Here is a 13166-nt window from a genome sequence, read left to right as displayed (position 1 = left end):
GCAATCAGGCAGTTGTGACAAGCGGGCAGCCGTGGCGAGCAGGTTTGCCCTGCGTTGGGCCGCGAAGCGGCCCCTGACAAAGACACCTGCGCTGTGTCAGGCGCGCCTCAGTGGCTGGTTTTGGGGCCGCTTCGCAGCCCAACGCAGGGCAAGCCTGCTCGCCACAGCAGCCCTGTCTGCCGGGCGTTCAGCGTCGAGCCAACCCATCGCAATCAGGGGCAAGTCGAATCGTCGCACGGCCCCTCCCATATTTTGATTTGTGGAGTGTCAGGGATGCAGCGGGGCTTATTTGGGATATAGCGGCGGCAAGCTGGTGGTATCCGTCGCGGGGTCCTGCTCACGCTCGGCCATCGGGATGGCTTTCACCGCACGCCACAGGTCTTCGCCGACCCAATAGTGGCCGCTCTCGCTGTAGAGCGCGCCGTTCAACCCATCCAGCGCATCCGACAGCGGCACGAACCGCGCCGCCATGTCGGCCAGGGTTTCCGGCTGTTGCCGCGCCCACGCATCCAGCGCCTGGCGGGTGGCCTGGGGGTCGTTGGCCTGGGCGGCGCGCTTGAGGTCGTCGAGCAGGGTGCGCGGGCTCGGGCCGGTCTGGGCGGCGCGCAATACGGCCGGCTGCCAGCGTGCCCGCCACCACAGGCCGAAGCCGAGCAGGGTGGTGCAAGCCAGGATCAAGGTGCTCAGTTGCCACAGCCACAGGCGGCTATCGTCGGGGGCGGTGATGATGGTGGGGGTGGCGGGGGTGTCCACCACCAGGCTCGGGTTGTTCGCGACTTGCAGGGTGCGGGCCGGCAGGCTGGTGCGTTCCAGGTGATCTTCGTGGGTGTTCCACCACACCACTTCCACCGGTGGCAGCTCAAGGGCGCCGACGTGGGTGGGCACCAGCGCTTCGCGGTCTTCGCGGCTGCCGATCAGGCCGCGGTCGTTGTTCTGGTTGGCGAGCACCGGTTGGTCCGGGTAGCGGCGCAGGCCGTTGATGTCGGTGCTGGGCAGGGCCGGCAGTTGCGCGCTGGACAAGCCTTCGGCCTTGAGCGTGAGGCTGCGGGTCAGGGAGTCGCCGACCTGCACGTGGGTCGGCTCGGGGTTCCAGTTTTCGCTCAAGGTCAGGCTGCGTGCCGGTAACCAGGGGGCGTCGGCCGGGTAGAGTTCCGGCTTCGGCTTGACCGTCAGTTGCAGCGGCGCGGAGCTGACGTGAATCAGCTTGCCGGGCTTGGTGCCTTGCAAGCTGTTCTCTTGCTGCGGACGCGATTCCACCAACGTGGCGCTGAAGGTCTGCGTGGGTATCGCCAGGTTGCCGCTATGCTGCGGGTAGATGGCATAGCGGGTTTCGATCACACCGTGGCGAATGCTGTTGATGACCTTTTCGTAGGTGCGTGATTCGCCCAGTTGCTCGATGCGCGCATCGGGGATCTGCAACGGCGTGAGGCTGCTGTCGTCGTACAGCGACACCGAGTGGTAGACGCGCAGTGTTAACAGGGCCTGGGCCTGGACGTACACGGTGGACTGGTCGAGGTTGGCTTCGACAAAGACCGGCGCGAGTTCAGCATTGGTGTCCTGGCTGCTGGTTTCCACGACTTGCAGGGTAATGGGCTGGGTCTTGTATTCACCCACTTGCAACGGTGGAATCACCACGTTGCCGTTTTCCTTGGGCAGCAGGGTAATGATCCAGCGCGTGGTGGCGTGATTGTCGCCACCCAAGGTGGTGAGCTGGTTGATCTGCCGGGTGCCGCTGACTTCGAACTGCGCATCCAGGGGGGACAGGTCCGGCTTGCCGAACTGGGTGACGTCGCTGGATTCCACCGTCAGTTCTACCGTTTCCCCGGAGTTGAGGCGGCTGCGGTCGACGCTGGCGACCAGGCTCGCCGCCTGGGCGTGGCCTGCCGATAACGCGAGCAGAAGCAGAAGGGTGGTGCGGCGGCTCATCGAGTCTTGTCCTGATGCTGTTGCTGTTCGTACCAGAATTTGCGCCGCAGCAGTTCGCCGGGGTTGTCCGGGATCTCCTGCAGCCATTGTTCCAGGGCCTGGCGGCGTTCACCGTCAAGGCTGGTGTCCGTGGGGCGCAAGGGCGGGGTGGTGGTCTGCTCATCCCCCAGCTCGCTGCCCGGCACGTCATTGCCACCGGCCTGCGGCGTGGCGCCGGCCTGGGTATCATGGGTGCCGGTTTCACCCTGGGCTGGGGATGACTCCTCGCCTCCTGTGGCACTTTGCCCAGTGGCGCCCGGTTGCGCAGTTTGGCCGGGTTGGGTGGTTTCGTCATCCTCGTTTTTTGCCGGCTGAGTCGGCTCGGGCTGGGCCTGTTGCTGGATCAGGCTCTCCACCAGGGCTTTGTTCTTCAGGGCCGGTTGCAGGTCGGGCTGGGCTTCCAGCGCCTGTTCATAGGCGTCGATAGCCGCTTCCAGTTCGCCGGACTTGGCCAGGGCATTACCGCGATTGTAGTGGGAATAGGCGTCGCTGCCCTCGGCGAAACGCTTGATGGCCTCGGCGTAGTTACCGGCCTCGTACAGCGCCACGCCTTGCCATTGTGGGTCTTCGAAACGCTCGGCGGCTTCGGCGGGGTGCTTTTTCTTCAGCAGGTACTGGCCTTGCTGGTCAGGGCGCAGCCAGAGGTCCTGGAATTCGAACGCATAGCTGGGCTGCGGCGCGCCCAACAGCAGCAACGGCAGGCAGAACAGCCAGCCCCGGCGCCCGGCGCAGGCGGCCAGCAGCAACAGCGGCAGGAGCAGCCAGTAGCCCTGGTCGGCCCAGGTGTCGAGGTGCAGCAGTTGGCCATCGTTGCGCAGGGCTTGGGGCGTGTCGAGTACGCCAAGTTGGCGCAGGTCCTTGTCGTCCAGGCGCGCGGCGCGGTAACGGCCGCCCATCTCGCTGGCGAACGCCTTGAGCGTCGGGCTGTCGAGGCGCGGCACCAGGATCGCGCCCTGTTCGTCCTTGAGGAACTCGCCGCTTTCCTGGGTCACCGGCGTGCCTTCGCGGCTGCCAACGCCGAGGATCGACAGGCTGGGCGCCTGGCTGCCTTGCAGCAGCAAGCGAATGCCCTGGCGTTCCTGTTTGGACAGCGAGGAGCCAATCAGCAACAGGCGCCCCTGGCCGAGACCGCCTTGCTTGAGCAGGCCCAGGGCTTTGTCCACGGCCAGGTCGGCGCGGTGGCCGGGCTCGGGCATCAGCGAGGGGCGCAGGGCTTCGAGCAGGTTGCGGCTGGTGGCCAGGTCGTCCGACAGCGGTACCAGTATGTGCGCACTGCCGGCATACACGACGATGGCGGTTTGCGCGTCGCTGCGCGCCTGCAACAAGTCATACAGTTTGCGCCGAGCCTGTTCCAGGCGGCTGGGCGGGCTGTCGGTGGCGAGCATCTCCGGGGTCAGTTCCAGCAGCACCACCAGCGGGTCGGACGGTTTCTGGCTGGTTTGTTCCACCCGTTGCCAGCTCGGGCCGAGCAAGGCGAGAAGCGCGAGCAGCCAGGCGATGCCGAGGATCACCCAGGGCGATTTGCTTTCGCGCCCGTTGCCGCCGCTGAGCAGCACGGCGTGGAAGGCCGGTGGCAGGATCATCTGCCAGCGCCCGGCGCGTTTTTGCCGATGCCACAGTTGCCACAGCAACCAGCCGAGCAGCGGCAGCAGCAACAGCCACCAGGGACGGAACCAGTGCGGCCACAAGTCGATCATCGACGCCTCCGCAAACGCAGGCGGTTCAGGCGCTGGCGCCATTCAGGGTGTTGTTGCAGGAAATGGCCCTTGGTGGAGAGTTTGTTGAACAAACGTTGCAAGGCGTTGTTGGGCCAGCGTTCCTGGATCACCAGCAACAGGCTGAGGATCAGCGCCAATGCCAGGGGGGCGCTGTAGAGCGCCTGGGCGGGGCGGGCCTGGGTGGGTTGTTGCTCGACCGGTTCGAGTTGATCGAGGGTGTCCTTGATCGCTTGCAGTTCCTCGCCGTCGCGCGCGCGGAAGTAGCGCCCGCCGGTGGCCTCGGCGATTGCCTTGAGCGCCGGTTCGTCGAGGTCCAGGCTCGGGTTGACGCCCAGGATCCCCAGGGAGCCGGTTTGTTCGGGGTCGGCACCGATGCCGATGGGGTAGATCTTCACGCCTTCCTCAGCCGCCAGGCGCGCGGCGGTCAGCGGGTCGATCTGCCCGGCATTGTTGGCGCCGTCGGTGACCAGGATCAGCACGCGGCTTTGCGCCGGACGCTGGCGCAGGCGTTTCAGGGCCAGGCCGATGGCGTCGCCGATGGCGGTGTTCTTGCCGGCGATGCCGATGCGCGCTTCATCCAGCCAGGTGCGTACGGTGCGGCGGTCGAAGGTCAGCGGCGCTTGCAGGTAGGCTTGGCTGCCGAACAGGATCAGGCCCACGCGGTCACCTTCGCGCGCCTCAAGGAAGTCGCCGAGCAGGTGCTGGACCAGGCTCAGGCGGCTGACGTCCTCGTCCTGCCAGTGCATGTCGGGAAAGTCCATGGAACCGGACACGTCCACCGCCACCAGTAGATCGCGGCCACTGGCGGCAATCGGCAGCGGTTCGCCGAGCCACTCGGGCCGGGCGGCGGCCGTCAGCAGCAGCAGCCACAGCAGCACGAACGGGGCCTGCTGGCGCCAGCCGGGCAGGTTGACCCGCGCGCGGCGGCGGGCGAGGCCTTCGAGGTCGCTGAGGTAGCTGACTTTCAACGCCGGCTCGCCGCTGTCGGCCGCCGGCAATATAAGCCGCATCACCCAGGGCAATGGCAACAGGGCGAAGATCCACGGCCAGGCGAACTCAAACATGTTTGCGAATCCAGGTGTCGACGGCTTGGGTCAGGCCCGCGATGGCTTTGTCATCGAGTTTGCATTCGGGTTTATAGGCGCCTTCCACCAGCACCATCCAGCGCGTGAGGCCGGCGGCGGGGCAGCGGTTATCGAGGAACGCCAGCCATTTGCGGCCGTTGAGGGTGTGGCTCTGGCTGTAGGGATAGTCGTTGCGGCACAAGCGCTTGAGCAGGCCATTGAGCTGCTGCAGCCAGGCGCCGGCGGGGGCGCCGTCATAGGGTTTGGGCATCAGTGCGAGTTCCGCCAGGGCCGCGATGCGCAGCGGGTCGAGCGGTTGTTCGGCGCGAGCCAAGGGGCGCCGCGCGGGCACAAAGCGGCGCAACGACCACAGGCCCCAGCCCAGCAGCGGGATGATCAGCAGCAACAGCCACCAGCCGGGCGCGGGTGGCCAGAAGCCAATGCTCGGCGGGGCGATCAAAGGTTGCAGTTGGTCGAGGCTGCTCATTGCTTTTTAACCGGGCGTTGCGGGTTGAGGTATTCGCGCAGTTGCTCGACCATTTCACTCTGGGTGCTCAACGGCATCAACAGTATTCGCAGTTTCTGCGCGAGCAATTCCCAGCGGGCGATGCGCGCTTCGGCCTGGGCCTTGTAGGCTTGGCGCAAGTCGAAATTCAATGTGTCCAGTTCCAACTGTGCGCCTCTTTGCGCGAAACGCAGCAGCCCGGCGGCGGGCAGGGCATGGTCCAGCGGGTCGGAGATCGGCATCAGCAGCAAGTCGCAATGGCGTGACAGCAGGCTCAGTTGTTGTTCTGCACCTTCGGTGAGGGCGCGTTCATCACAGATCACGATCACCAGGCTGCCCGGGCGCAGGACTTCACGCCCACGGCGCAGGGCCATGCCCAGGGCGTCGGCTTCGGGGCGGCTCTCGGTGTTGAGGCTCTGGTTGACCCGCACCAGGCGGTTGAGCAATTGCAGCAGGCTTTGCTTGCTGCGCCGGGGTTTGATTTCGTAGTGCTCGTTGTCACCGAACACCAGCCCGCCGACGCGGTCGTTATGCCCCAGTGCTGCCCAGCCGATCAGGCTGGCGGCCTGGGCCGCCAGCACCGACTTGAACATCTGCCCCGAACCGAAAAACAGCCGGCAGCTTTGCTCCACCATGATAAAGATCGGGCGTTCGCGTTCTTCGTGGAACAGCTTGGTATGCGGTTCCTGGGTGCGCGCGGTCACACGCCAGTCGATGGTGCGCACGTCGTCCCCGGCCTGGTAGACGCGCACCTGGTCGAAGTCGACGCCGCGCCCGCGCAGCTTGGAGTGGTGCAGGCCGATCAGCGGGCTGCGCTGGCTTGGCGTGGAAAACAGCTGCACTTCGCGCACGCGGTGGCGCATCTCAATCAATTCGCTGAGGGTGACGCGGATTCCATCGCTGGCGTTCATCGACTTCAAGCGACGGCAACGACGTCGAGAATGCGTTGTACTACGCGGTCCTGGTCGATCCCGGCGGCTTCGGCTTCGAAGGACAGGATGATGCGGTGGCGCAGCACGTCGAACAGCACCGCCTGGATATCCTCCGGGCTGACAAAGTCACGCCCGGCCAGCCAGGCATGGGCGCGGGCGCAGCGGTCGAGGGCGATGGAACCGCGCGGGCTGGCGCCGTAGGCGATCCATTCGGCCATCTCCGGGTCGAACTTGGCCGGGGTGCGCGTGGCCATGACCAACTGCACCAGGTATTCCTCCACCGCATCGGCCATGTACAGGCCGAGGATTTCCTTGCGCGCGGCAAAGATCGCCTGCTGGCTGACGCGGCGTTCAGGCTTGGTTTCGCCGTTGAGCGCTTCGCCCCGCGCCTGTTGCAGGATGCGCCGCTCCACGGCGGCGTCCGGGAAGCCGATCTTGACATGCATCAGGAAACGGTCGAGCTGGGCTTCGGGCAGCGGGTAGGTGCCTTCCTGCTCGATGGGGTTCTGCGTGGCCATCACCAGAAACAGCGGCGACAACTCATAGGTGCTGCGCCCGACACTGACCTGGCGCTCGGCCATGGCCTCCAGCAAGGCGGATTGCACCTTGGCCGGGGCACGGTTGATTTCGTCGGCCAGCACCAGGTTGTGGAAGATCGGCCCCTGTTGGAACACGAAGCTGCCGGTTTCCGGGCGATAGATCTCGGTGCCGGTGATATCGGCCGGCAACAGGTCGGGAGTGAACTGGATGCGATGGAACTGCGCTTCGATGCCTTCGGCCAGCTCTTTGATCGCCTTGGTCTTGGCCAGGCCCGGCGCGCCTTCCACCAACATGTGGCCGTCGGCGAGCAGGGCGATGAGCAGGCGATCGATGAGTTTTTCCTGGCCGAGAATCTGCGTAGAAAGAAAGGTTCGCAGCGCAAGCAGCGCTTCACGATGTTCCATCGATGACGGTTCCTGGAGAGATGAGCCTGGTGGTCGAGCGCGAGCGCCAGGCTTGGGAGGCTTACTTTAATGCATCGAAGGGGGTGGCGACTAACGGCGTCACGGGTATTTTCAGAAAAACTTGTAGGGTTTTTGTGTGGGAACACAGTCAATGTGGGAGGGAGCTACACCCCGATGGCGGCGCGTCAGTCACAGATGTATTAACTGACCCGATGCTATCGGGGGCAAGCCCCCTTCCACATTTGATCGATGGTGCAGCTTAAATCCGGATGAAAGTGCCGGTGCCTTTGAGGATGTTTTGCAGGGTTTGCTCGACTTCGGCCAAGTCCGAGGCGGCTGTGGCATGGGTGATTGCCAGGTGGTCCTTGCCGCCCAGGGCGTCGGCGTCGCCTGCGGCGAGTTCTACCTGCAGCGTGGTATCACTCAGGGTGACCTTCAGGCCGTCCAGGGTCGACGGCTCGTAATCCCAGGTCAGCTCGACTTCGTTTTCATCCGGATACCGGGTCAACATGAACATCTCGCCGTTTTTACCGTGGCAGCAGAGCATGGCCATGTTGTCTTCTTCGTCGTCGCACGGGGTGGCCATCAATGCGTCGGTTTTCAGCTGCAGCATGGGGAATCCTGTGTGGGGGAGGGTGTTGCGTGGGCAATTGTGCCATTGCGGCGAATTTTGTGCTGCATCCTGTGTCAGACCCAGTGCATGACCTGATGGGCAAGATCGGTCATTTCTGGTACTCGCTGCGGCGAAAACAGCCGGTTTTTCTGCGGGAAAATCCGGGTTGTCCAAGTCGCAACCGCAAGCCTGCTTACCGATGACCGAATATGTCGCAGCACCGCAAGCAGCGGTCTTCCTACACTCGTTAAGCTGCGCAACGGATGTGCCCTGTGCCGGGAGCCTGACCTGCCCGTCGTACCGTCGCCCGGCAAGGTGTACGTTCAATGGACGTTGTATGTGACCTGACTGTCTTGTCCAGCTTCACCCACCTGTCACCCTGATTCGTTTAAGGTGCTTAACTCGTTACCTGCGAACAGAGCTGACGGTCTCCCCGCAAGGGGATAACACGCGACGCTTCCATCAATAACAAGCCCAAGCGGAGTACCACAGATGGCGTTCTTCACCGCAGCCAGCAAGGCCGACTTCCAGCATCAACTGCAAGCGGCACTGGCGCAGCACATCAGTGAACAGGCACTGCCACAAGTGGCGCTGTTCGCTGAGCAATTCTTCGGCATTATTTCCCTGGACGAACTGACCCAGCGTCGCCTTTCCGACCTGGCCGGTTGCACCCTGTCTGCCTGGCGCCTGCTTGAGCGCTTTGATCACACTGAATCGCAAGTGCGGGTCTATAACCCCGATTATGAACGTCATGGCTGGCAGTCGACCCACACTGCGGTCGAAGTGCTGCACCATGACCTGCCATTTCTGGTGGACTCGGTACGCACCGAGCTGAACCGCCGTGGCTACAGTATTCACACCCTGCAAACCACCGTGCTCAGCGTACGCCGTGGCAGCAAGGGCGAATTGCTGGAAATCCTGCCTAAAGGCACCCAGGGCGAAGGCATCCAGCAAGAATCGCTGATGTACCTGGAAATCGACCGCTGCGCCAACGCCGCCGAACTCAACGTGCTGAGCAAAGAGCTGGAGCAGGTATTGGGCGAAGTGCGCGTGGCCGTGGCCGATTTCGAGCCGATGAAGGCCAAGGTCCAGCAGCTGCTGGAAAGCATCGACGCCAGCCCGTTCGGTATCGACGGCGAAGAAAAGGCCGAGATCAAGAACTTCCTGGAATGGCTGGTGGGCAACCACTTCACGTTCCTGGGCTATGAGGAATTCGTGGTACGTGACGAGGCGGATGGCGGTCATATCGAATATGACGCCAGCTCGTTCCTCGGCCTGACCAAGCTGCTGCGCGCCGGCCTGACCGCCGACGACCTGCGCATCGAAGACTACGCCGTGTCCTACCTGCGCGAGCCGACCGTGCTGTCGTTCGCCAAGGCCGCGCACCCGAGCCGCGTACACCGCCCGGCGTACCCGGACTACGTGTCGATCCGCCAGATCGATGCCGACGGCAAGGTCGTCAAGGAATGCCGCTTCATGGGCCTGTACACCTCGTCGGTGTATGGCGAAAGCGTGCGGGTGATCCCTTATATCCGTCGCAAGGTCGCGGAAATCGAACGCCGTTCGGGCTTCCAGGCCAAGGCGCACCTGGGCAAGGAGCTGGCCCAGGTCGTTGAAGTATTGCCCCGTGACGACCTGTTCCAGACCCCGGTCGACGAGCTGTTCAGCACCGTGATGTCGATCGTGCAGATCCAGGAGCGCAACAAGATCCGCGTGTTCCTGCGCAAAGACCCGTACGGTCGTTTCTGCTACTGCCTGGCCTATGTGCCACGCGACATCTATTCCACCGAAGTGCGCCAGAAGATCCAGCAAGTGCTGATGGATCGCCTGAAAGCCTCGGACTGCGAATTCTGGACCTTCTTCTCCGAATCCGTGTTGGCCCGTGTACAACTGATTCTGCGGGTCGACCCGAAGAACCGCCTGGACATCGACCCGCTGCAACTGGAAAAAGAAGTGGTGCAGGCCTGCCGCAGCTGGCAGGACGACTACTCCAGCCTGGTTGTGGAAAGCTTCGGCGAAGCCCACGGCACCAACGTGCTGGCCGACTTCCCGAAAGGCTTCCCGGCCGGTTACCGCGAGCGTTTCGCGGCGCATTCTGCCGTGGTCGACATGCAGCACCTGCTCAGCCTCACCGAAGCCAACCCGCTGGTGATGAGTTTCTACCAGCCGTTGGGCCAGGTGTCCGGTCAGCGCGAGCTGCATTGCAAGCTCTACCACGCGGATACCCCGCTGGCCCTGTCCGACGTCCTGCCGATCCTGGAAAACCTGGGCCTGCGCGTGCTGGGTGAATTCCCGTATCGCCTGCGCCATGCCAATGGCCGCGAGTTCTGGATCCACGATTTTGCGTTCATCGCCGCCGAAGGCGTGAACCTGGACATCCAGCAGCTCAACGACACCCTGCAGGACGCGTTCGTGCATATCGTGCATGGCGATGCCGAGAACGATGCGTTCAACCGCCTGGTGCTCACCGCTGGCCTGCCATGGCGTGACGTCGCGCTGCTGCGTGCCTATGCCCGTTACCTCAAGCAGATTCGCCTGGGCTTCGACCTGGGCTACATCGCCAGTACCCTGAACAACCACACCGACATCGCCCGCGAGTTGACCCGGTTGTTCAAGACCCGCTTCTACCTGGCGCGCAAGCTCAACGCCGACGACCTGGAAGACAAGCAGCAACGTCTGGAGCAGGCGATCCTCACGGCCCTGGACGACGTCCAGGTGCTCAACGAAGACCGCATCCTGCGTCGCTACCTGGACCTGATCAAGGCCACCCTGCGCACCAACTTCTACCAGACCGACGCCAACGGCCAGAACAAGTCGTACTTCAGCTTCAAGTTCGACCCGCGCGCGATTCCTGAGCTGCCCAAGCCGGTGCCGAAGTTTGAAATCTTCGTCTACTCGCCACGGGTCGAAGGCGTGCACCTGCGCTTTGGCAACGTTGCCCGTGGCGGCCTGCGCTGGTCCGATCGTGAAGAAGACTTCCGTACCGAAGTGCTCGGCCTGGTAAAAGCCCAGCAAGTGAAGAACTCGGTGATCGTGCCGGTGGGCGCCAAGGGCGGTTTCCTGCCGCGTCGCCTGCCATTGGGCGGTTCCCGTGACGAGATCGCGGCCGAAGGCATTGCCTGCTACCGCATCTTCATCTCCGGGCTGCTGGACATCACCGACAACCTGAAGGACGGCGCCCTGGTGCCGCCGGCCAACGTGGTGCGGCATGACGGCGATGACCCGTACCTGGTGGTCGCGGCGGACAAGGGCACTGCGACCTTCTCCGACATCGCCAACGGCATCGCTATCGACTACGGCTTCTGGCTGGGCGATGCGTTCGCCTCCGGTGGCTCGGCCGGTTACGACCACAAGAAAATGGGGATCACCGCCAAGGGCGCGTGGGTCGGCGTGCAGCGTCACTTCCGTGAGCGCGGCATCAATGTGCAGGAAGACAGCATCACCGTGGTGGGCATCGGCGACATGGCCGGTGACGTATTCGGTAACGGCCTGTTGATGTCCGACAAGCTGCAACTGGTCGCGGCCTTCAACCACCTGCATATTTTCATCGATCCAAACCCGAACCCGGCCACCAGCTTTGTCGAACGCCAGCGCATGTTCGAGCTGCCGCGTTCGGCGTGGAGCGACTACGACACCAGCATCATGTCCGAAGGCGGCGGTATCTTCTCGCGCAGCGCGAAGAGCATTGCCATCTCGCCCCAGATGAAAGAACGCTTCGACATCCAGGCCGACAAGCTGACCCCGACCGAACTGCTCAACGCCTTGCTCAAGGCGCCGGTGGACCTGTTGTGGAACGGTGGTATCGGCACTTACGTCAAGGCCAGCACCGAAAGCCATGCCGATGTGGGCGACAAGGCCAACGACGCGCTGCGCGTCAACGGCAACGAGCTGCGCTGCAAGGTGGTGGGCGAGGGCGGTAACCTCGGCATGACCCAACTGGGTCGTGTGGAGTTCGGCCTCAATGGCGGCGGCTCCAACACCGACTTCATCGACAACGCCGGTGGTGTGGACTGCTCCGACCACGAAGTGAACATCAAGATCCTGCTCAACGAAGTGGTGCAGGCCGGCGACATGACCGACAAGCAACGCAACCAGTTGCTGGCGAGCATGACCGACGAAGTCGGCAGCCTGGTGTTGGGCAACAACTACAAGCAGACCCAGGCCCTGTCCCTGGCCGCGCGCCGTGCCTACGAGCGTGCCGCCGAGTACAAGCGCCTGATGAGCGACCTGGAAAGCCGTGGCAAGCTGGACCGCGCCATCGAGTACCTGCCGACCGAGGAGCAGCTCACCGAGCGCGCTTCCGCCGGCAAGGGCCTGACCCGTCCGGAGCTGTCGGTGTTGATCTCGTACAGCAAGATCGACCTCAAGGAAGCACTGCTCAAGTCGCTGGTGCCGGATGACGAGTACCTGACCCGTGACATGGAGACCGCGTTCCCACCGAGCCTGGTCGCCAAGTTCGGTGAAGCGATGCGTCGCCACCGCCTCAAGCGTGAGATCGTCAGCACCCAGATCGCCAACGACCTGGTCAACCACATGGGCATCACCTTCGTTCAACGCCTCAAAGAGTCGACCGGCATGAGCCCGGCGAACGTGGCGGGCGCCTATGTGATCGTGCGGGACATCTTCCATCTCCCGCACTGGTTCCGTCAGATCGAAGCCCTGGACCACCAGGTCTCTGCCGACGTGCAACTGGAGCTGATGGACGAACTGATGCGCCTGGGCCGCCGCGCGACGCGCTGGTTCCTGCGCAGCCGTCGCAACGAACAGGATGCTGGCCGCGATACCGCGCACTTCGGTCCGCACCTGGCCGCGCTGGGCCTCAAGCTCGACGAACTGCTGGAAGGCCCGACCCGTGAAGGTTGGCAGACCCGCTACCAGGCCTACACCGAAGCCGGCGTGCCGGAATTGTTGGCGCGCATGGTTGCAGGCACGACTCACCTGTACACCTTGCTGCCGATCATCGAAGCCGCCGACGTTACCGGGCATGACGCCGCCGAAGTGGCCAAGGCCTACTTCGCTGTCGGCAGCGCCTTGGACTTGCCGTGGTACCTGCAGCAGATCAGCGATCTGCCGGTGGCCAACAACTGGCAGGCCCAGGCTCGCGAAGCGTTCCGCGACGACGTGGACTGGCAGCAGCGGGCGATCACCATCTCGGTACTGCAAATGGCCGACGCGCCACAAGACATGGAAGCCCGCGTGGCCCTGTGGCTTGAGCAACACCAGGACATGGCTGATCGCTGGCGCGCCATGATGGTGGAAATCCGTGCTGCGGTCGGCACGGACTACGCCATGTATGCGGTGGCCAACCGTGAGTTGCTGGACCTGGCGTTGAGTGGCCAGTCGGCGCTGCAACCGGCTTGATTTAGCGCCTGAAACAAAAGCCCCTGCATTGTGAGATGCAGGGGCTTTTTGTTGGAATGCCCTT

At 63.7% G+C, this 13166-nt stretch carries 8 protein-coding genes; 1 reads left to right on the top strand and 7 read right to left on the bottom strand.

Annotated elements, in window-relative coordinates; translation table 11 throughout:
- Positions 1 to 285: 285 nt before the first annotated feature.
- From QU606_RS21475 to QU606_RS21445, 7 genes are all read right to left on the bottom strand, one after another.
- Entirely contained in the window at positions 286 to 1926 is a 1641-nt protein-coding gene (locus QU606_RS21475; protein ID WP_024075913.1) for a BatD family protein, read from the bottom strand.
- The gene (locus QU606_RS21470) at positions 1923 to 3662 is read right to left on the bottom strand and encodes a tetratricopeptide repeat protein (protein WP_024075912.1); all 1740 of its coding nucleotides are present in this window, start codon (positions 3660 to 3662) and stop codon (positions 1923 to 1925) included. Before QU606_RS21470 ends, QU606_RS21475 begins: the two co-directional genes overlap by 4 nt.
- Positions 3659 to 4747, bottom strand: coding sequence for a VWA domain-containing protein (locus QU606_RS21465; protein WP_069076314.1), 1089 nt, complete (start codon positions 4745 to 4747; stop codon positions 3659 to 3661). The genes QU606_RS21470 and QU606_RS21465 overlap by 4 nt, the downstream gene beginning before the upstream one ends.
- Positions 4740 to 5234, bottom strand: coding sequence for a DUF4381 domain-containing protein (locus tag QU606_RS21460; RefSeq protein WP_024075910.1), 495 nt, complete (start codon positions 5232 to 5234; stop codon positions 4740 to 4742). The genes QU606_RS21465 and QU606_RS21460 overlap by 8 nt, the downstream gene beginning before the upstream one ends.
- Positions 5231 to 6163: a DUF58 domain-containing protein gene (locus QU606_RS21455; RefSeq protein ID WP_024075909.1), complete on the bottom strand. Its 933-nt coding sequence runs from the start codon at positions 6161 to 6163 to the stop codon at positions 5231 to 5233. Before QU606_RS21455 ends, QU606_RS21460 begins: the two co-directional genes overlap by 4 nt.
- Before the next feature lie 5 nt (positions 6164 to 6168).
- Entirely contained in the window at positions 6169 to 7128 is a 960-nt protein-coding gene (locus QU606_RS21450) for a MoxR family ATPase (RefSeq protein ID WP_017739127.1), read from the bottom strand.
- A gap of 259 nt (positions 7129 to 7387) precedes the next feature.
- A complete protein-coding gene (locus QU606_RS21445; protein WP_024075908.1) occupies positions 7388 to 7741 on the bottom strand; it encodes a hypothetical protein in 354 nt (117 codons plus the stop codon).
- Positions 7742 to 8233: 492 nt separating this feature from the next.
- Here QU606_RS21445 and QU606_RS21440 point away from each other — a divergent pair, with 492 nt between their 5' ends.
- The gene (locus QU606_RS21440; RefSeq protein ID WP_168233613.1) at positions 8234 to 13102 is read left to right on the top strand and encodes an NAD-glutamate dehydrogenase; all 4869 of its coding nucleotides are present in this window, start codon (positions 8234 to 8236) and stop codon (positions 13100 to 13102) included.
- Positions 13103 to 13166: the final 64 nt, after the last annotated feature.

The sequence above is a fragment of the Pseudomonas sp. OVF7 genome, from assembly GCF_030644265.1.
Taxonomy (GTDB): Bacteria; Pseudomonadota; Gammaproteobacteria; order Pseudomonadales; family Pseudomonadaceae; genus Aquipseudomonas; species Aquipseudomonas gorinensis.
The sequence above is the reverse complement of the archived record's forward strand: the minus strand, read 5'-3'. Positions and strand labels throughout refer to the sequence as shown.